The sequence below is a fragment of the Thermomonas sp. genome (assembly GCF_019104945.1).
In the GTDB taxonomy this organism is placed as follows: domain Bacteria; phylum Pseudomonadota; class Gammaproteobacteria; order Xanthomonadales; family Xanthomonadaceae; genus Thermomonas.
Map to the genome: position 1 here is coordinate 1 of NZ_JAHRWW010000037.1, position 19,348 is coordinate 19,348.

A 19,348-nucleotide genomic window follows, 5' to 3' on the forward strand; every position below is an offset into this window, starting at 1 on the left:
AGGACAAACTCGACCGGCTGCACGCCTGGGATCTCGACAGCCGCCTCGAATTGGCGATGGACGCCCTTCGCTGCCCCCCCGGCGACACCCCCGTCGCCATCCTCTCCGGCGGCGAGCGTCGCCGCGTCGCCCTCTGCAGGCTCTTGCTGCAAGAGCCAGACATCCTCCTCCTCGACGAACCCACCAACCACCTCGACGCCGAATCGGTGGAATGGCTGGAGCAGTTCCTGCACCGCTACACCGGCACCGTGGTGGCCGTCACCCACGACCGCTACTTCCTCGACAACGCCGCCGAGTGGATCCTCGAACTCGACCGCGGCCGCGGCATTCCGTGGAAGGGCAACTACACCGACTGGCTCGTGCAGAAGGACGAGCGCCTGAAGCAGGAAGAGTCGTCGGAAAAGGCGCGCCAGAAGGCGATCCAGAAAGAATTGGAGTGGTCGCGGCAGAACGCCAAGGGCGGCCGCAGCAAGGGCAAGGCGCGTCTGGCGCGGCTGGATGAACTGCAGTCGGTCGATTACCAGAAGCGCAACGAGACCAATGAAATCTTCATCCCGCCGGGCGAACGCCTCGGCAACTCGGTGATCGAGTTCAAGAACGTGTCGAAGAAGTTCGGCGACCGCCTGCTGATCGATGATCTGTCGATGATCATCCCGCCGGGCGCCATCGTCGGCATCATCGGCCCGAACGGCGCCGGCAAGTCCACGCTGTTCAAGATGATCACCGGACAGGAGAAGCCGGACTCGGGCGAGATCAACATCGGCCCGACCGTCAACCTCGCCTACGTCGACCAGAGCCGCGGCGCGCTGGAAGGCAATCACACGGTGTTCCAGGAAGTCTCCGGCGGCCTGGACATCCTCAACATCAACGGCGTGGAGATCCAGTCGCGCGCCTACATCGGCCGCTTCAACTTCAAGGGCCAGGACCAGCAGAAGCTGGTGGGCTCGCTGTCCGGCGGCGAACGCGGCCGCCTGCACATGGCCAAGACCCTGCTGCAGGGCGGCAACGTACTGCTGCTCGACGAACCGTCCAACGACCTCGACATCGAGACCCTGCGCGCGCTGGAAGACGCGCTGCTGGAATTCCCCGGCAATACCTTCGTGATCAGCCATGACCGCTGGTTCCTCGACCGCATCGCCACCCACATCCTCGCCTTCGAAGGCGACTCGCACGTGGAGTTCTTCCAGGGCAACTACCGCGAGTACGAGGAAGACAAGAAGCGCCGCATGGGCGACGACGCCGCACCGAAGCGCCTGCGCTTCAAGGCGCTGAAGTAAGTAAACACGATGAAATGCAACAGAACGCCGGGTTTTCCCGGCGTTTTTGTTTCTGTCATTGGCAAGCTCAAAGCTCTCGCAGGCGGCTCCAGCGTACCGCCCTCCTCCGACTTGCACCCTAAAATCAACCGGACTAGACTTAGTCAAACCCGTTTAGAAATAGGTAACGCCCGTGCGTACTGCCATCAACATCCATGAAGCCAAAACCCACCTGTCTCGTCTGGTGGAACAGGCCAGTACTGGCGAGGAAATTATCATCGCCAAAGCGGGCAAGCCCATGGCGCGGCTGGTACCGCTGGCGCCTGCGGTCAAGCCCAAAAAACTGGGGTTGCTGCAAGGGAAAATCGGTATTGCGGCCGATTTCGACGCCCCGCTACCGGCGGACTTCCTACTGACTGGCAGCAAGCCCTGATATGCCTCTGTTGCTGGATACGCATGTCCTACTGTGGGTGCTAAACAATCCCGCCAAGCTGAGCAAAAAGACCCGCAACCTAATCGAACGCTCCGAAGTCCTAGTCAGCGCAGCGTCACTTTGGGAAATCAGCATCAAGGCAGCACTTGGCAAGCTGAAGGCCAACCCACAAGACATCTTCGACGCCATCAAACCTTCCGGTTTCGACATCCTTCCGGTACAGGCGGAGCATGCCATCGCGGTATTCTCCCTAGGCACCGTGCATGGCGACCCCTTCGACCGCCTACTTGTTGCGCAGGCGATGAGCGAGCGCATCAGCCTGCTTACACTCGACGACACCTTGCTCGGCTACGGGCCATCGGTTCGTCTGGCGGAATGAATACTCCTCACCGCATCTACCAAACTCCAGCTGCGCCTATGCGACAATCCCCGCCCATGACCTTCGCCCACAAACTCCGCACCCGCTGGCAGCAGGCCAATACCCTGCTCTGCGTCGGCCTTGATCCCGATCCGGCCAAGTTCCCGGACCGCTTCGTCGATGACGACGATGCGCTGTTCGCGTTTTGCCGCGACATCGCCGATGCCACCGCCGAGTACGCCTGCGCGTTCAAGCCACAGATCGCTTATTTCGCCGCGCACAACGACGGCGAGGCACAGCTGCAGCGCCTGATCGCGCACATCAATGCCGAGCATCCCGACGTGCCGGTGATCCTAGATGCCAAACGCGGCGATATCGGCAGCACCGCCCAGCAATACGCCTGCGAGGCGTTCGAGCGCTTCGGTGCCGACGCGGTGACGCTGAACCCCTACATGGGCAAGGATTCGGCCGACCCGTTCCTGGCCTATAACGACCGCGGCTGCGTGTTCCTCTGCCATACCAGCAACCCCGGCGCGCGTGATTTCCAAGAGCTCCTCATCGACGGCGCGCCGCTATACCAGCACGTGGCGCGCAGCATTGCGCAAGACTGGAATGGCGATGGCAACTGCGCGCTGGTGGTCGGCGCGACCTTCCCGGAAGAGCTCAAAATCATTCGTGGCATCGTGGGCAACATGCCGCTGCTGATCCCCGGCGTGGGCGCACAAGGTGGCGACGTGGAAGCGGTGGTCAAGAATGGCCAAACCACTGACAGCACCGGGCTGATGATCAATTCCTCGCGCGGGATTTTGTACGCCTCACGCGGCGCGGACTATGCCGAAGCCGCGGCCACGGCGGCGCGTGAACTGCGCGACGAAATCAACCGCTACCGCTAAGCGCTCACGCTCTGCACACGTGCGTTGCGCCACGCTGGGCTCCTTCAGTTCAAGGAGCCCCGTATGGACAGCAGCATGTACCCCACGCCTTCCGCCGAGCTTGCGCGCAAACGCCGTGAGCTAGCGCCGAAGCAGCTTGAAGCTTTTCGTAATTTCAGCGCCTCCGTATTTGCCGACGGTGCGCTGCCCAATGTCACCAAACAGCTGATCGCGGTAGCCGTTGCGCACACCACGCAGTGCCCCTACTGCATCAAGGGGCACACAGAAGAAGCGCTCAAGCACGGCGCTACCGAAGCACAAATTATGGAAGCAATTTGGGTAGCGGCAGAAATGCGTGCGGGCGGTGCGTATGCGCACTCCAACTTAGCGCTTGATGTTATGCACCAACATCAACCTTCCGCCTGATGCGCTAACCCTTCATCGCTGCGCGCAGCACCGCAATAGGGAAGCGCCCCCAAATCATGGCAAACACCGCGCAGCGCATGATGACGCTGCATTGCGGCGCTTCAAATTTGCGAAAATAGCGCCAGAGTCCACGGTGTTTATGCCGCTCCACAAACAGCGGCCTGCGCCGCGATGACACACCGCGCACATGCAGTACTTCTACCGTATTAGCCACCGCTACGGCGCTGCCTGCTAAGCGCACGCGACGGCAGAAATCGAGGTCTTCGGCGTGCAGGCGGTAGCCTTCATCAAACCCTTTGATCGCTTCGAATAATGGGCGCGGCAATAGCATCAATGCGCCGGAGATTGCATCGACGCGCTGCAGCGGCTGCGTGGCATCTTCTGGAATGCTCAAATCACGCGCTGCAGAAGAACGTAGCATCGCGACAAAATTCGGATCGCGCCGCCGCGCCGCTGCATCTAACGCACCATCTTCACCGCGCAGTTGGCCGCCCACCAGCGCAGAACCAAGCGATGCTGCCGCAGTGCGCAGACGCGATAAGGTGTCGGCCTCAACAAAGCAGTCTGGGTTGATAAATGCCAGCCACTCGGCTTGGCTTGCATGTGCGCCTTGATTGCACGCTACAGCAAAACCGGGGTTATCGGGGTTTGCAACAAAACGCACGCGTGAATCGGCAACCGCATGGCGCTGTACGATTTCTATCGTTTCATCTTGCGAGTTATTGTCGATGACGCGAATTTCCGCGACCTCCTGCGCCGCACGCAGGCGCTGTAGGCATTCATCGATGGTTTCTTCGCTCGCATACGTCACCACGACGGCGGCGATACCTGCACTCTTCATTGCACTTCAGTAAAAAGATCCTGCTGCGGCGGGCGCTGCTGCAACCGCTGCACCGCAACTGTTAATTGATTGCGCAGCGTCAACAAAGGATCGCGCATGAGCCACTGCGCAATACTCGCGTTCCACGCGGGCCAGCGTGCCGATAGCGCATCCATATCGCCTTCGCTTGGCCGATCTTCATCTTTACGAAAGACAAAAGCCGTGTCGCACAGCACGCTGCGTCCACCCAAACCTGCCATGCGCAGCGATAAATCCATCAGCGCAGCATACCAAGAGCCGAAACTGGCCGCATCCAACCCGCCTGCCTGCACCCGCGCACTGCCGCGCAATAACACCGCATGGCTCACCGCCGCAGGCAGCGCAGGATAATTGGGGCGCAGCTGCGCGCAGGCTTCTGCCAGTAGCGCTAGAGGCTGCTCCATCGGCACCACTTCACCGATGCGCGGCCACGCGACGGTTTCCCCCGCATTGCACCAAGGTATCGCCGCTGCGATGTGTGCATCGCTACGCAAGCAGGCCAGCAAGCGCTCTAGCCAGCCTTGCGTTGGCTGCGTGTTACTGGGCAGAACGGCCACATCGCCACTCCCACACGCACGCAACGCTTCGTCTAAATGCCGACTCTCGCCAATGGGGTTTGCGCGTCGCGTATGTGCGGCATTCAACCGCGTTTGTGCCAGCCAGCGCTCGATAATGGCCACCCCGCGCGGCCCCGCCTGCGCGTCATCGGCAAGCCAGACGCGCGTTCCCACCGGAGTACTTGATTCCAGCGCCGCAAGGCAGGCGTCTAGCGCGTCCTCGTCGGTGCCGATGGGCACGATCACAATGGGCAGGTCTGCCGCGTTCAGGCTCACTTTTCCTTCTTGCGATAAATGGGATCCAGCGCGCGGAAGCGGCTTCCGTACTCATCTGTCAGCGCACGTGCTTCCAGTGGATTACGCACCACAGTGGGGGTGATCAAAACCACTAATTCATCGCGCGACTTGCCGTTGCCTTGCATCCCAAACAACCCACCGATAATGGGAATCCGGCTTAGACCCGGCACACCCGTCGAGTTTTTCGACTGCCCGCTGCTGATTAACCCAGCTAGCATCACCGTTTCCCCGCTTGCGGCCACGGCGCTGGTGGTGACTTTGCTGGTATCAATGCGCACGTTGCCATATTTATCGGCCACACCGGTGGGCTTGCTCACTTCTTGCACGATATCAAGAAACACCAAGCCATCGCGGGTAATGCGCGGCCGCACCTTCAAAATAATGCCCGTATCTAGGTATTGCACTTGGCTATAAGTGCCATCGCCACCACCCGTTGTCGGGTTGAAGCTGACAGACGCCACCGGAATTTTTTGCCCCACATTGAGCGTGGCTTCGCGGTTGTTTTGTGCCATGATCGAAGGCGAAGACAGCGTACGCACATCGGTGACGCTATCCAGCGCATTGATGATCGCGGCCGCGTCTTTGCGCAAGAACGTCCAACTCAACAGGTTCCCAGCGCCTCCGGTTGAAGGGCTGACGCCACCTGCATAACTGCCCCAGCTATTGCGCCCGGTGGGGTACGGCAGGCCGTTTTGTGCCAATGCGTTATCGAAGAACCAGCTCACGCCATATTGCAGGTCACCCTTTAACGCCACGCTGAGTACCTGCGCTTCGATATGTACTTGCGAAGGCAGCACGTCGAGTTGGTCAATGACATCGCGGATGGACTTCCACTGCGCAGCGCTTGCGCGCACTAGCAGCGAATTGGTGTCTTCCACCGCCGAAACACCCACCTCTGTGCCACCAATTTTGAGCACGACACGGCCGTTGCCGCTATTTGCCTGCGGCAGTGCAGCCCCTTCTCCCAGCCCTGTTTGGCTAGAATTGGCTGGGTCACGCGCATCGTTACTGCGCTGTGTATTGGCCGACAATCCTGGCATCAGCGACACGCTGTCGCGCCCACTACTACCACCAAATACTTCGGCTAGGCGGTCGGCCAAGTCACGTGCCTTGATGTATTTCAACTCATACGAGAACAAACGGCCCTCGCCGCTACCGCCTTCGATGCGGTCGATCCATTTGCGGATCTCTTCGAGGTAACTTGGTTGGCTGCAGATCACCATCACCGCATTGGTCGATTCCAGCGGCATAAAGCGGAACATCCCAGCGACGGGGCTATTACCCTGTTCGCCAAACACACGCTCTAGATCTTGCACCACATCCACCGCGCGCCCAGATTGCAGGGGATACACGCCCACCGACATGCTGGCCATCCAATCCACATCAAACACTTGGATGGTGCGTAGATAGTTTTCTAATTCTGCACGTGTCCCTGCGACGGTAATTAAATTACGCGCACCATCCACAGTCACGATGGAGCCTTGCCGCGCATACGGCTTCAGAATTTTTTCCATTTCCGTGGCCGACACGTAGCGCAGCGGCACCACGCGCGACTCAAACCCACGCGCAAGTGCTGGTGACCCGGTGCGCGGCACCACACCGCTTTGCAAGGCTTGGTCGGCAGGTACGATGTTATAGCGGCCATCGCTGTACACCATGCGCGCATTATTCTGCGCGAGCACTTGATCGAGTAGCGCCAGCGCCCCAGCCGAACCCACCGGCTTCTGCGTGGCCACGGTTACCGTGCCCTGCACGCCGGGGGCGATGCTGTAACTTTGCCCCAACATGTCGCCCAGAATCGCCTTCACCACGGCCTGCAGCGATTCGCCTTCAAAATTAAAGCTGGCTTGCCCGCTGCTGGCTAATGCGGGTGGCGGCGTACTCGCCAATTTTTGGTTGAAGGGTTGGCTGCTGGCACGGCGAATCACCGGCTGCGGGCCGTCTTGACCAAGTTCTTGCTGCACTTCACGGCGCACCTCTTCTGCCCGTGTGGCCGCGCTCTCTTGCTCGCCATGCAGTGATTGCGTGCGACGCATTTGCGCCTGCGGTGCGCTGGCGCAGGCAGCAAGCCCACCTACTAATGCGGCGATCGCGAGCAACCGCCAATGCGTCGATGAATTCTTGTGTGTCATGCGTGGCATACCCATCATTATTTTTCTGGCTCCGACACGAGGCGTAGTCCGCCGCTGCCGTTTGATTTTGTTTGCTGCTGAAGCTCAGCGCGGCGCGCTTCGATGCGGCGCCGAATGTCTTCAACGCGTGATTGATCCGTGCTTGCTGCGCTCGATGGCGGCGGTGGAGGTGGGGGCGGTGGTACAGCACCAACGGCGGCCGCTTCAGCATCCATACTCGTTGCCTTCCCTGTTCCACCTTGGGTGCGCAGATCTAGCGTTACTTGCCCGCCCGGCCCCTCGAACACCGCGCGGCGCGGCTGCACTTCAAGCAAGCGCCAGCCCGTTGCACCTTCTGGTTCGGCGCCTTCACGCACGCGCTGCGTATCGCCACCACCACTTGGCTGCAACATGGCGAGGCGTGCATTGGGGCTAATCAACACGCCGGTGAGCATAAAATCTAGCGCAGCGGCCTCACTGTCTGCGCCTTCGCCCATCACCGCTGCAACAAACGCGCGCGGCCGCCGGTTTTCGGTAAACAGCGGCCGTTCAACCGCCTGCGCATATTGCGATAGCGAGCCCACGCGGTTCACTGTTTGCGGCGTGATCTGCGGTAGTGCCTTGCCAGTTTCGGCAGGCAACTCCGGCGCGTGACGTGCAAGCCCCAACAGCGCTGCGAGCCATAGCAGCAGCGCCGCGCCGCAACCGAGTGCGAGCAACTGCGTCACTCCGCTGATCTGCGGCAGCGTGTGTTCATCCTTGCGCTTATTGGCCATTCCTAACTCCCGCGCTGGGGCGTAGATAGCCAAACAAATTGAAGCTCACATCCAGCCCGCCTTCTTGTACTTGCTGCGCGCCGGGGATAGCGAAGTAGCGCTGCGCAGTGATGCCCAGCGCATCCACAAAGAGGAACGGTTGTGCCGACTCCAACGCATGCAGGACGGCCACCGTTTCGGCATTGCCGCAGCGCAGACGCACTTGCACGATGACTTTTTGATAGCGCCCGGCTTGGCTTTCATTCTCCAAAGGCGTGCGGTTGACGATGGCGCAGCCGCGCCCACCGCTCTCGGTCACAATGCCTTCCAGCTGTTGGATCAGCGCCGCCGTGGCTAGTTCAGCAGTAGGTTCGGCCAAGAAGCTCGCACTACTGCCGCGCGTCTGCAGAGCCTGCACGCGTTGTTGCACCTGCGCTTGCTGCAGCAGCAATCCGCGCAGCCTTGCGTCACGTTGCTGCAGATCGGTAATTTTTGCATTCACTGTGTGCAGCGGCGCAATGAACAGCGGCTGCAGCAATAACCCATAGACCGCAGCCAGCACCGCAAGCAGCAGCGCCAGCGCCAGCCAGCGGTCGCGATTAGTGCGTGGCATGGGCGGCCTCCTCTGGTGCAGCGGTTGTGGCCACTTTGAGCTTGGCCACTAGGGTAAACCGATCCATTCTGGTTCTCGGTTCCTGCTGCAGCGGCCCACTCAGCGCAGGCGAGCTCCACTGCGGCGCGCCCTCAAGCTGGCCCACGAGCGCCGCCGCCTGATTGGATAGCCCAATCAAGGTTAACTGGTCACCGTCGATGGACAGTTTTTCCAGATAGGTACCATCCGGCATGCGCTGCGCCAATGCGTCGATCACTTCCACCGCTGAGGCGCGGCCATTGCGCTGTTGGGCCAAGTGCGCGCCTCCTTCAACCGCATCCATGATCTGCTGGCGCTGCGCGCTTACACTGCGCGCCTGCGGCTCACGCTGGCTGATTGTTTTTTGCAGTTCGGCCGCTGCCGCCGCGCGGTTATCCAATAGCTGAGATAGCGCTGCACAGAGAGCGAATACGGCAAGCAGCAGCAAGCCAAGATTCCATAGCCGCCATGGATTTTTTCGCCGCGCACGCTGCGCCTGCGGTAAAAGGTTGACGCCTAGCGGCCTGCCGCTTTCTGCGGCTAGGTCCAACCCAGCCAAGGCTAAATCAACACCCGGCCAGCGCGCGGTGGCCGCCGCCAACTGTGCGCGCGGCAATACCACCAGCTCCGCCTGCAATTGACCGTCCGCACGCGGGTGCAGTACGCGGCCATCGTAGAGGACATCTGCAAGTGCAAACGGCGTTTGCCGCTCTACTTCAAATGTCAGTACATCACGCAGACGCTCGCGGGCAGCGGCAGGCAGGGTGAGTTCTCGGCGCAGCCCGAGTGATGCAGGCAGCGCCAGCCAGCGTGGCAGGTTCGCGACGCGGCCAGATAGCAGGACGGCAAGAGGATCACCGCCTTGCGGCAGCGGCAGCGGTAATTCACCTAATGGGTGTAAGCGCTCTTCACGCTGTAGCACGAGTTGCAGAGTCTCGTTTGGGTGCAGCAGCACGCGGTCTTGGCTCACACCCAGCGTGCGGCGTAGCGAAACCGGCAGCCACTCCAGCAAGCTTCGGCCCCACCATGCAAAAAAACGACGCAGGTAGGTTGTTGGCATCGTGCTCACGACCCCACCCTCGTCTGCTGCCAGTGCAGCGTTGTATAAGTTGACCCCGGCAAACCACTTCCCCCTAATCGAATGACGGCCGAAAGCCGCGTACCGCGTCCATCGGCAAGCCGGGCCACGCTGTCGATACTATACGTGCCGCTGCCCGAAATCGGCGATGCCTGCGTGCTATCTGCCGGGCTTTTTTCTGGCAGCCCCATAGCACGCCGTACCACCGCGTCAGCCCAATCCCCATTGGGCTGCGCCTGCCCAGAATACACGGTCAAATGCGTGGCCGCGGCCGCATACAGCTCGCGCCGCATTCCAAGCACTTGCTGCAACTCCGACACGCTCTCGAACGGAGCATCTTTCGCCCCCCAAGGCAGCCCTTCTGCAGCATAACTAGGATCTTCTGCACCGCCTGCCGGTTGATTTAGGTGGTCGGGATCGCGCCAGTCCAACACCGCACCCGCCAATTGCGTCGCGCCTTCACGCGGCTCACCCAGTGCTATGAAAAACGCCTGCAACAAATCGAACGAGGCGGCATTGAGGTCAATTTTGCTGGCTTCATCATGCAGCCGAATGACAATTGCGGCATCGGCAAACGTCCATTCGTGGACGCGGCCATCGAGACGCCACTGCTGCGCCGGGTCTTGCTCTAAAAGCTTGGAAACGGCCAGCTCAAGCCCCGCGCGCGCCGCCTCTTGGCTCACCAGCGCACGTGCCGCGCCATTGCCCTGCATGGATTCGATACGTGCGGTCAGCGCATAGCCTGCCACCAGCATCGATAGCAGCAAAATGCACCAAAGCACCAATAGCAGGGCGGCTCCACGTATGCGCTGCATTAGGGCGTCCTCTGCATTGCGTTGACGTAATTCCCCGCCAGCGGCAACGTAACCAGCACTTGTGGCCACACCTCTTTTTTGTCTTGAATCCGCACCCGCACCTGCAGCGGCAGCGCTTCTGGAAACGGCCACTGCGCCTGCCACGGCGTGAGTTGACCGTTTTCACCCAGCCCTCGGTATTCAAGCTGCACCGCTTTTGCATTGATCAAAAGCGCCTCAGTAGGGACCGCCGCCGGTAACACTTGCCCACCCGATAGCGCTTGAAACCCGACCTCCAACACCACCGCATTGCTCTGTTTTTTAATGTGAAAGGTTTGCAGATAGGGGCCACCACGACCGAAATAATCTGGCAGTTCGGCGACAAAACGCATTGAGGTCGCATCGCCAACAAAGCGGAGTGAACGCCCGGTTTGTTGATCAAACCCAAACACAATGCCCTGCGTGCTGTGTAGGCGCGCACGCAGCAGCGCCGATACGCTGCGCATCTGTTCATTGTGCTGGCTCAGTGTCTCGCCACGAGCAACGGTGGCTCCTGCTGCGCGCAGCACGCCAAATACCAGCAGCAGCGCCGCCGCCAGCAAGGAGGTGGCCAGCAATACCTCCAACAGAGAAAAGCCGCGCGCCCGCCGCATTACAGCGCCACGCTTTCAGCAGGGGGCAAGGCAAGGCGCAGCGAGCTGATCTGCAACTGCTCGCCGATACCGCCATCGCCCCAATGCACCTGCAACTGGACATGCAGCAAACGCGCCGCAAACGGGTCTTGTATCTGCGGCTGTCGCGGATCGGCCCATGGTTTAACCTCTAGCTGCCAACGGTAGCGGCCATTCTCGAATTGCCCGCTTTCCCGTAACGGCTTTTGTAGCATCAACAGGTGTTCGTCCAGTAGTGACTGCGCGTAAAGTGCCGCGCGCCCGGCATCACCCGCCTGCCGCACCTGCTTGCTGGCACCTGATAGCGTCCCTAGAAGTAGGGTCAACCCTAGCGCCAACAGGCCAAAGGCCACCAAAATCTCAAGCAAGGTAAACCCTGCAGCGCGACGCGGGCTCATGGCATCGCCTGTTGCATACGCTGCACGCGCACTTCGCCAGTAAGCCAAGCCACATTCACGTCCCAGCCGCCACCGTTGGCGGCCAGTCGCACGCGCCCACCACTTGCGGCACCGTCGGGAAAGAAACGCACCTCGCCCTTCACCGTAGAGTGCTGAAGCTCGCGTGCGCTGGTGAAATCGAGCATTCCGATATCGGGCAACTGGCCATGCCGCCCGTTTGCCGCCTGCCAGCGCCGTGTCTGCGTATCCAACACGAAGGATTGCGGCCGCCCGCTGCTAATCGCCAGCGCGCGGGTAAAACGCAACTGCGCCGCCACCTCTTTTGCTGCGGCCTGCAATTGCGCGCCGCGCAGCCCGCCGGTAAACGCCGCCATCGCCAGCAGCGTGGCCGATGCGATTAGCACCAGCACCACCAGCATTTCCAGCAGCGAAAACCCTGCCATTTGGCTGCGCCCACGCACTGCGCTTCCTCAGTGGTTATTCAAACTGGATGTCGGCATTGACGCTATCGCCGCCTGGCTGGCCGTCGGCACCAAGACTTTGCAGCGTAAACGGCTTGCCCTCACCCGGCATTTTGTACTGGAATGGATGCCCCCACGGATCGTTGAGGTCCACCGTTTTAGCGTAAGGCCCCAACCAACCCGCCGCGCCACTGGGTGCGGTGACGAGCCCATTCAAATCGCTTGGCAATGTGCCGGTATCCATTTTGAACTGCTCGATTTTTTCGGCCAATGTTTGTACCTGCGCCTGCGCAAGTTTGACCTTGGCACGATCACCGCCCCCCAAAATTCGCGACGCAGCGAACGCCACGATTCCGCCGATCAGTACCACGACAACGATAATTTCAATCAACGAAAAACCGCGCTGCGCGGCCATCGACGGCAACTGTTTCATTCTGCGATGCTGCATTCCACTCTCCCCAAAAAATTAAAACTGAACTACCCCACTACATTGGTGAGGTCATAAATAGGTACCAATACGGACAAAATTACCACGCCCACGACGGCGGCCAAGAGCAGCGTAATAGCAGGCACCAATGCAGCCAGTAGGCGATCCATTGCGGCCTGGGTTTCTTGCTCAAATGTGTCAGCGGTTTTGAGCAGCATGACATCCAGCGCACCCGACTCCTCGCCCACTTGCATCATTTGCAGCGCCAACCTTGGGAAACGTTTGCCTTTGGCCATTGCCAGAGACAGCCCCATCCCATTTTTAACGTCATCAGCGGCCGCATCCACATCCTCTGCTAACACGCGGTTATCCAGCACATTCCGCGCAATACCCAGCGCCATCAGCAGCGGCACGCCGTTGCGCAGCAGGGTGCCCAAGGTGCGCGTTAGCCGTGCCGTTTCAAGCTTGGCAAGCAGGCTACCAATGCCTTTTTGCTGCAGCAACCACGCATCCACACGCCGCATAAATGCAGCTTCCCGGCGCTTGCGTTCAACCCAAAGCAGCGCCAGCAGCGGCACGGCTAATAGGACGATCCACCAGTTGCGCACAAACTCGCCCGCGCTCAGTACCAGCTTTGAAAACCACGGCAACTGCGCATCGAGGCTTTCATACATCGCACCAAACTGCGGCACTACATAGCCCAGCAAAAATAGCAGCGACAGCCCCACCAAAATCAGCAAGATCACCGGATAGATCAACGCATTGATGACCCGCGTGCGGAGTGCGCCTGCACGCTCCAGATAATCCGCCAGCCGCTGCAGTGTTTCATGCACATTGCCGCCCGCTTCACCCGCACGCACCATGTTCACGTAGAGTCGGCTAAAGCTTCCGTGCTGGCGCTCCAGTGCGGCGGAGAGTGACGCCCCACCGCGCACCGCATCGCGCACTTCGGTGAGTGTGCGCTTGGCCTGCGCATCGTCTGGAAGCTCTAGCAGAATGGTCAGCGCACGATCCAGCGGTTGGCCCGCAGCGAGTAGGGTAGCGAGCTGCTGGGTGAGTAGCACTAGATTCCCACCCGTAAAAGGTTTTGGCTTCCACAGTGCACGCCAGTCAAATGCGGCGTCCGTCGCCGACGCCTCGCGTGTTTCCACCGGCAAATGGCCTTGCTCCTGCAACCGCAGCGCTACCTCGGCACTGCTCGCCGCTTCCATCTGCCCTTGCAGCATTTCACCCTGTGCGTTGAGCGCTTTGTAGTGATACTGCGCCATTGCCTCAGGCGTCCTCGGTCACGCGCAATACTTCTTCGATCGTGGTTTCACCGCGCAGCGCTTTGATGATGCCCACTTCATACATCGTCACCATCCCCGCTTGGCGGGCCAGCGCTTCGATTTCATCCATCCCCGCATGGCGCATGATGGCGCGGCGGATACTGTCATCCATCAACAGCAGTTCCATGATGGTGGTGCGGCCGAGATAACCCGTTGGCGATAGCGCCGATGGCGTGGGGCGGTACAGATAAATTTCACCTTGCGGCTGAAACCGGCGCAGGCCAAATTTTTCGATTTCCTCGGGCGAGGCCAGATATTTTTCTGCGTGTTCTGGCTCTAAACGGCGCACCAAGCGCTGCGCCAAAATACCGTTGATGGTGGAGGTGAGCAGATAGTCTTCCACCCCCATATCCAGCAAGCGCGTCACGCCACCCGCCGCATTATTGGTGTGCAATGTTGAAAGCACTAAATGGCCGGTAAGCGCCGATTGAATGGCGATCCGCGCGGTTTCTAAATCGCGCATTTCACCGATCATGATGATGTCAGGGTCTTGTCGCACAATACTGCGCAGCGCGCTGGCAAAATCCAGCCCAATGGCGGGCTTGGCTTGAATTTGATTGATGCCCTCGATCTGATATTCCACCGGGTCTTCCACGGTGATGATCTTTACTTTGGACGTATTGAGTTTGGACAGCGCAGTATAAAGCGTCGTGGTTTTGCCCGAGCCAGTGGGGCCGGTGGTCAGCAAAATGCCATGTGGAAGATCCAGCACCTTTTGCAAGCGCTGCATAAACGCCTCACCAAACCCGAGTTTGGCGAAATCCAACACCACGGTTTCGCGGTCCAGTAAGCGCATCACCACCGACTCACCGTGCGCAGTGGGCACGGTGCTCACGCGCAGATCAAGCTCTTTGCCCTGCACCCGCACCACGATGCGCCCGTCCTGCGGCAGGCGACGTTCGGCGATATTGAGCTTGGCCATAATCTTGACGCGGCTGATGATCGCGGCAGTGAGATTACTCGGCGGGCTCTCGCCTTCTTCCAACACGCCGTCGATGCGATAGCGCACCTTGAGGCGGGTCTCGAATGGTTCGATATGAATATCCGACGCGCGCAATTCAACGGCGCGTTGAATAATTAGGTTCACCAACCGGATCACCGGCGCTTCTGAAGCCAAGTCACGCAGATGTTCGATGTCGTCGGGTGCCGACTCGGTCTCAGCGCCTTCGACGATGCTGTCCATCGCGCTACGCCCGTGACCATGCCAGCGTTCAATCAACTCATCGATTTCCGAACGCAGCGCAACGGCAGGGCGCAGTGGACGCCCACAGGCAAGCCGTACCGCATCGTGCGTGTACTGTTCCTGCGGATCGGCAAACAGTACATCCACACCCGCGGTATCGGCGGCCACCGGCACCACATGGAACTGCTGCATAAATTTGACGCCCAAGGCGACGTCATCGGGGGGCAGCTCGGCGGCCTCTTTTGCACTGCGCAGCGGAATGGACAGCGCTTCCGCGCAGGCCTCGGCATGATCACGCTCGGAGACAAGGCCAAGCCGCGCCAACAGCAACAGCACGCTGCCGCCGTCTTGCTCTTGCAGTTTACGTACCCGCGTAAGGTCGGCTTCTTTTACTTTGCCGCGTGCAAGCAGCAGCGCGACGATGCGGGCATCGTCGCTGTCTTCAGTGAAATTGTGCTGGCTTACAACGGCGTTCACGCATGCTCCCCATGCCAGTCGGACACCCTAAGGGTGACAACTTTAGCAGGGGGAGACCCGATCAGCCCAGCCACACCCGTGCATTGCGGAACATCCGCTGCCACGGCGCGTCTTCCGGCCATTCGGAAGGCGCCCAGCTGAAGTTGCCGCTGCGTAGAGTGCGCTCGGGATGCGGCATCAAGATGGTCACACGGCCGTCACGGCTGGCCACCCCGGCGATACCGTCGGGCGAGCCGTTCGGGTTGGCCGGGTAGTGGTTCGCCACTTGCCCGCCTTCGCTATAGCGCAGGGCGACATCGACCGCGGCTTGATCCACCGCATTGGCAAACACCGCGCGACCTTCGCCGTGGGCCACGGCCACTGGAATACGTGAACCTTCCATCCCTCGCAAGAAGATCGAAGGCGACTGCGCCACTTCCAGTAGGGCCAAGCGCGCTTCAAACTGTTCACTGGCATTGCGCTGGAAGGTGGGCCAGTGCTCACTGCCCGGAATGATGTCGCGCAGCTGCGCCATCATCTGACAGCCGTTGCAGATGCCCAGCGCGAAGCTCGACTCACGCGCAAAGAACTGGCTGAACATGTCACGCAGTGCTGGGCGTTCCAAAATCGAGGTGGCCCAGCCGCGCCCAGCGCCCAATACGTCGCCGTAACTAAAGCCGCCACAGGCCACAAACCCTTGGAAGTCGTTCAGATCAAAGCGCCCGGCAATGAGGTCGCTCATATGCACGTCATACGCATTAAAGCCCGCACGGTCGAAGGCGTAAGCGGTTTCGATCTGGCTGTTGACGCCCTGCTCGCGCAGGATCGCCACCTTGGGCCGTGCGCCCGTCGCAATGAACGGTGCAGCGATATCTTCGGCGGCATCGAAGCTCAGCGTGGGCTGCAGGCCAGGGGCATCAAAGCGGCGCAGGCTATCGCGCTCACTGTCGGCACAGGCCGGGTTGTCGCGTAGCTTCTGCATGGCATGGGTGACTGTCCACCACGCGTCGAACAATTCATCCCAACGCCACTGCGCCAGCACTTCATCACCATCGGCAATGCGAATGGTGGCGGCCGTGGTGGGCACCGCGATGCGCTGCGCGCATTCAATCAGGCCATGCTGTGCCACAAGGTCGGCAAACGCGGCACGTTCTTCCACCGGCACCTGCACCACCGCGCCCAACTCTTCGTTGAACAGCACGCGCAGTGGGTCATCGATGCGGCTATCACCCCAACCGTTGAGCTGAATATCAAGGCCAAGATGCGAGGCGAACGCCATTTCACACAGCGCAGCAAATACGCCGCCGTCGCTGCGGTCGTGGTAGGCCAGCAGTAGCCCGTCTTCGCGTGCTTCCTGCACCAGCTCAAACAGCGCACGCAGGCGCTGCGGGTCATCTAAATCTGGCGCATCGCCGCCGAATGCAGGCAGCACGTGGCCGTCGTTGGCTTCCGGATAGCATTGCGCCAGAATCGAACCGCCCATGCGCTGGCGACCGCCGCCAAGCCCAATCAGCCACAGGTCCGAGTCAATATCGCGGCGCAGCAGGGGGGTGAGCTGCTTGCGCACATCGAGCACTGGCGCAAATGCGGAGACAATCAGCGACACCGGCGAAACAGACTTCTGCGCGGCCCCGTCGGCCTGCCATTGCGCCTGCATCGACAGCGAATCTTTGCCTACGGGAATCGACAGTTCCAGCTCGGGGCAAAGCTCCATACCCACGGCTTTAACCGCATCGAATAACCGCGCGTCTTCGCCCGCGTGGCCAGCCGCGGCCATCCAGTTGGCGGATAGCTTGATGCGATTGAAGGCTTCCAGTGGCGCGGCCATTAAGTTGGTGATTGCCTCACCCACCGCCATGCGCGCCGAAGCAGCCGCATCCAGCAGCGCCAGCGGGGTGCGCTCACCAATCGCCATCGCTTCACCGGCTTGGCCGTCAAAACCTGCATAGGTGATTGCACAATCGGCGACGGGTATTTGCCACGGCCCGATCATCTGATCGCGCGCGGTGAGCCCGCCCACAAAGCGGTCGCCGATATTGATTAGGAAGGACTTCGCCGCCACCGTAGGATGCGCCAATACGCGCAGCCCGGCCTCGTGCAGTTCGAGGGTATCGGTATCGGCCTGCGGCCACTGCGGCGGCGCTGGATGCGCGGTGTCGCGGTGCATCTTCGGCGGCTTGCCGAACAGCACGTCCATGGGCAGATCAATAGCCGGCGGTTGGCCTGCGTACCCCACACGCAAATGTTCAGTACTGGTGGCCGTACCCACAACAGCGAACGGGCAGCGCTCGCGCACGCACAGCGCCTCAAACTCGGCCAAGCGCGACTGCGCCACGCCGAGCACATAGCGTTCCTGCGATTCGTTGCACCACAGTTGCATCGGCGACAGCGAAGGATCGTCTTTCGGTACTTTGCCTAAATCAATGTCGCCGCCCACGCTGGAATCGTGCAGCAGTTCGGGAATGGCGTTCGACAAACCGCCCGCACCCACGTCGTGGATACACAGAATGGGGTTGTCATCGCCCAGTGCGACGCAGCAGTCGATCACTTCCTGCGCGCGCCGCTCCATTTCTGGGTTTTCGCGCTGCACGGATGCAAAGTCAAGGTCTTCGCTGGTATCACCCGACGCCACCGAGCTGGCCGCGCCACCGCCCAAGCCAATTAGCATGGCCGGGCCGCCGAGTACGATCACCGCATCGCCATGCGATAGGCGCAGCTTTTCCACCTGCACCCGATCCATCGCGCCAAGACCACCGGCCAGCATGATCGGCTTATCGTAAGCGCGGGTCAGGCGGCTTCCATCAGGCAAGCTGCCTTCGTGCAGCTCAAAGCTGCGGAAATAGCCGGTGAGGTTGGGGCGACCAAATTCGTTATTGAATGCCGCGCCGCCCAAGGGGCCATCGCGCATAATTTCAAAGGCGCTGGCCATGCGTGGATTGAGGCTGCGCGCAGCTTCCCACGGCTGTGCCAGCCCCGGTATGCGCAAGTGCGACACCGAAAACCCACACAGCCCCGCCTTCGGGCGGCCACCGCGGCCGGTGGCGCCTTCGTCGCGAATTTCACCACCCGCGCCCGTTGAGGCACCGGGGAACGGAGCAATCGCGGTGGGGTGATTATGGGTTTCCACCTTGATGCAGAACGCCGAATCGGTCACCGCTTCGCTACGGTATTGCTGTGTTACTGGATCCGGGCGCCAGCGCGCACTGGCGTAGCCTTCCACCACCGCCGCGTTATCGCTATACGCCGACAGCGTGTGCTCGGGCGTGGTGGCGTGGGTGTGCTTGATCATTTTGAACAGCGACAGCGGCTGCGTCTGGCCGTTGATCGTCCAACTCGCGTTGAAAATCTTATGCCGACAGTGTTCGGAGTTCGCTTGCGCGAACATCATTAGCTCGACGTCGTGCGGGTCGCGGCCCAGTTCGGCATAGCGCGTGCGCAGGTATTCAATTTCATCATCGGCAAGCGCTAAACCAAGGCGCGCATTGGCTGCCTCCAGCTGCGCCAGCGGAATCACTTCTACCTCACCCGCAGGCTGCGCGGCAAACAGCGCCACGCCGTGCTCGCGTGTGGCCAAGAGCGATTGCGTCATCGGGTCGCAGAGGTGCTTGCTTAGTGCTGCCTGCGCGGCAGCGTCCTGCGGCCAGCCCAGCAGGTCGATGCGCATACCGCGCTCGACGCGCTTGACCGGTTGCCCAGCGCCACGCAGCAGCTCGGTGGACTTGCTGGCCCACGGCGAGAGCGTGCCAAGGCGCGGCACGACAAATAGCGTGAACGCATCGGGTGCAGGAGCGGCAAAGCCTTCCTCCGCCTGCAAGATACGGCGCAATGCGGCCATATCGGGCGCGCTACCGGGTTCGACATCAACCCAGTAACCGTGCCAAGTCCCGGCAATTTTCAAGCCGGGCGCGATGGATTGAAGACGATCTTGTAAACGGTCGCGACGAAATGGCGACAGGGCGGAAGCGCCCTCGAGGACGATCATGTCCGGCAACAGGCA

19 protein-coding genes are annotated in these 19,348 nt (G+C 60.8%); 5 read left to right on the top strand and 14 right to left on the bottom strand.

What is annotated here, in order from left to right:
- The 5 genes from ettA to KUL77_RS09240 all read left to right on the top strand — a co-directional run.
- On the top strand, nucleotides 1-1,277 hold a 1,277-nt coding region (gene ettA, locus KUL77_RS09220; RefSeq protein WP_297146106.1), incomplete at its 5' end, for an energy-dependent translational throttle protein EttA.
- 172 nt (nucleotides 1,278-1,449) lie between these two features.
- Nucleotides 1,450-1,689, top strand: a complete 240-nt coding sequence (locus tag KUL77_RS09225) for a type II toxin-antitoxin system Phd/YefM family antitoxin (protein WP_297146109.1) — start codon at nucleotides 1,450-1,452, stop codon at nucleotides 1,687-1,689.
- Nucleotide 1,690: 1 nt separating this feature from the next.
- Nucleotides 1,691-2,068, top strand: coding sequence for a type II toxin-antitoxin system VapC family toxin (locus KUL77_RS09230; RefSeq protein WP_297146112.1), 378 nt, complete (start codon nucleotides 1,691-1,693; stop codon nucleotides 2,066-2,068).
- A gap of 56 nt (nucleotides 2,069-2,124) precedes the next feature.
- Nucleotides 2,125-2,940: an orotidine-5'-phosphate decarboxylase gene (gene pyrF / locus KUL77_RS09235; RefSeq protein ID WP_297146115.1), complete on the top strand. Its 816-nt coding sequence runs from the start codon at nucleotides 2,125-2,127 to the stop codon at nucleotides 2,938-2,940.
- A gap of 63 nt (nucleotides 2,941-3,003) precedes the next feature.
- Nucleotides 3,004-3,345: a carboxymuconolactone decarboxylase family protein gene (locus tag KUL77_RS09240; protein ID WP_297146116.1), complete on the top strand. Its 342-nt coding sequence runs from the start codon at nucleotides 3,004-3,006 to the stop codon at nucleotides 3,343-3,345.
- 4 nt (nucleotides 3,346-3,349) lie between these two features.
- Here the strand turns inward: KUL77_RS09240 and KUL77_RS09245 are convergent, their stop codons facing one another.
- From KUL77_RS09245 to purL, 14 genes are all read right to left on the bottom strand, one after another.
- Nucleotides 3,350-4,186, bottom strand: coding sequence for a glycosyltransferase family 2 protein (locus tag KUL77_RS09245; protein WP_297146119.1), 837 nt, complete (start codon nucleotides 4,184-4,186; stop codon nucleotides 3,350-3,352).
- Nucleotides 4,183-5,037 (bottom strand): glycosyltransferase family 2 protein, encoded by an 855-nt coding sequence (locus KUL77_RS09250; RefSeq protein ID WP_297146122.1) that lies wholly within the window; start codon nucleotides 5,035-5,037, stop codon nucleotides 4,183-4,185. Before KUL77_RS09250 ends, KUL77_RS09245 begins: the two co-directional genes overlap by 4 nt.
- Complete coding sequence (gene gspD / locus KUL77_RS09255) at nucleotides 5,034-7,190, bottom strand: type II secretion system secretin GspD (protein ID WP_297146125.1); 2,157 nt, start codon at nucleotides 7,188-7,190, stop codon at nucleotides 5,034-5,036. Before gspD ends, KUL77_RS09250 begins: the two co-directional genes overlap by 4 nt.
- Nucleotides 7,191-7,207: 17 nt before the next feature.
- On the bottom strand, nucleotides 7,208-7,945 hold the full coding sequence (locus KUL77_RS09260) for a hypothetical protein (RefSeq protein ID WP_297146127.1): 738 nt from the start codon (nucleotides 7,943-7,945) through the stop codon (nucleotides 7,208-7,210).
- On the bottom strand, nucleotides 7,935-8,537 hold the full coding sequence (gene gspM / locus KUL77_RS09265) for a type II secretion system protein GspM (protein WP_297146130.1): 603 nt from the start codon (nucleotides 8,535-8,537) through the stop codon (nucleotides 7,935-7,937). Before gspM ends, KUL77_RS09260 begins: the two co-directional genes overlap by 11 nt.
- Nucleotides 8,524-9,615, bottom strand: coding sequence for a PilN domain-containing protein (locus KUL77_RS09270; protein WP_297146214.1), 1,092 nt, complete (start codon nucleotides 9,613-9,615; stop codon nucleotides 8,524-8,526). Before KUL77_RS09270 ends, gspM begins: the two co-directional genes overlap by 14 nt.
- Before the next feature lie 5 nt (nucleotides 9,616-9,620).
- Nucleotides 9,621-10,448 carry a type II secretion system protein GspK gene (locus KUL77_RS09275; protein WP_297146133.1) on the bottom strand — a complete coding sequence of 276 codons (828 nt, stop codon included), beginning with the start codon at nucleotides 10,446-10,448 and terminating at the stop codon, nucleotides 9,621-9,623.
- Complete coding sequence (locus KUL77_RS09280; RefSeq protein WP_297146136.1) at nucleotides 10,448-11,080, bottom strand: prepilin-type N-terminal cleavage/methylation domain-containing protein; 633 nt, start codon at nucleotides 11,078-11,080, stop codon at nucleotides 10,448-10,450. Before KUL77_RS09280 ends, KUL77_RS09275 begins: the two co-directional genes overlap by 1 nt.
- Nucleotides 11,080-11,496, bottom strand: a complete 417-nt coding sequence (locus tag KUL77_RS09285) for a prepilin-type N-terminal cleavage/methylation domain-containing protein (protein WP_297146138.1) — start codon at nucleotides 11,494-11,496, stop codon at nucleotides 11,080-11,082. Before KUL77_RS09285 ends, KUL77_RS09280 begins: the two co-directional genes overlap by 1 nt.
- The gene (locus KUL77_RS09290) at nucleotides 11,493-11,939 is read right to left on the bottom strand and encodes a GspH/FimT family pseudopilin (protein ID WP_297146140.1); all 447 of its coding nucleotides are present in this window, start codon (nucleotides 11,937-11,939) and stop codon (nucleotides 11,493-11,495) included. Before KUL77_RS09290 ends, KUL77_RS09285 begins: the two co-directional genes overlap by 4 nt.
- A 34-nt stretch (nucleotides 11,940-11,973) precedes the next feature.
- Complete coding sequence (gene gspG, locus KUL77_RS09295) at nucleotides 11,974-12,405, bottom strand: type II secretion system major pseudopilin GspG (protein ID WP_297146143.1); 432 nt, start codon at nucleotides 12,403-12,405, stop codon at nucleotides 11,974-11,976.
- Nucleotides 12,406-12,434: 29 nt separating this feature from the next.
- On the bottom strand, nucleotides 12,435-13,652 hold the full coding sequence (locus KUL77_RS09300; protein WP_297146145.1) for a type II secretion system F family protein: 1,218 nt from the start codon (nucleotides 13,650-13,652) through the stop codon (nucleotides 12,435-12,437).
- Between the two features lie 4 nt (nucleotides 13,653-13,656).
- Nucleotides 13,657-15,372, bottom strand: a complete 1,716-nt coding sequence (gene gspE / locus KUL77_RS09305; RefSeq protein ID WP_297146148.1) for a type II secretion system ATPase GspE — start codon at nucleotides 15,370-15,372, stop codon at nucleotides 13,657-13,659.
- Between the two features lie 61 nt (nucleotides 15,373-15,433).
- On the bottom strand, nucleotides 15,434-19,333 hold the full coding sequence (gene purL, locus KUL77_RS09310; protein WP_297146151.1) for a phosphoribosylformylglycinamidine synthase: 3,900 nt from the start codon (nucleotides 19,331-19,333) through the stop codon (nucleotides 15,434-15,436).
- Between the last annotated feature and the right edge of the window lie 15 nt (nucleotides 19,334-19,348).